The organism is Streptomyces sp. SID11385 (genome assembly GCF_010548245.1).
GTDB lineage: Bacteria > Actinomycetota > Actinomycetes > Streptomycetales > Streptomycetaceae > Streptomyces.
The window spans coordinates 1-528 of sequence record NZ_JAAGLR010000865.1 but is presented as its reverse complement, the minus strand read 5'-3'; the positions used below and the strand labels follow the sequence as shown (position 1 = coordinate 528).

The 528-nt window shown below is 77.7% G+C and carries 1 protein-coding gene; it reads right to left on the bottom strand.

Annotation, left to right across the window (positions count from 1 at the left end):
- Positions 1–528, bottom strand: a 528-nt coding sequence (locus G3I42_RS26230) for an acyl carrier protein (protein WP_203607364.1), incomplete at both ends; no start/stop codon positions are given.

The window sequence follows — 528 nt, the reverse complement described above, 5'->3', positions numbered from 1 at the left end:
CGGCGGTGTCCTGCGCGGGTGCCGCCTGCGCGTCCCCGAAGCGGGCGGCGAGGTGGCGCGCGAGCGCGTCGGGGGAGCGCAGGTCCCAGATGTCGCGCGCGGAGAGCTGGAGCCCCGTCGCCGCCTGGAGGCGGTTGCGCAGCGCCAGCGTCGTGACGGAGTCCATGCCCAGCTCCAGGAACTCGCGGCGCGGGGAGACCGCGTCCGCGTCCGCGTGCCCCAGGATCGCGGCGACCTCCGAGCGGAGCAGGCCCAGCAGCACCTCCCGCCGCTGCGAAGGCTCGGCGGCGCTCAGCCGCGCAGCGACGGCCGCGCCGGACTGCTCCCGCGTGCCCGCCGTCGCGCGCAGCCGCCGCACCTCGGGTATTTCGAGGAACAAGGGATCGGGGCGGTCGCCGCCGAAGACCCTGACGAAGCGCTCCCAGTCGATGTCCGCGAGCACCAGGCCCGGCTCGGGGAAGTCCAGGGCGCGTGCGAAGGCGGCCACGGCGGGCCCGCCGCGCAGCAGCGGCAGCCCCCGGCGCCCGA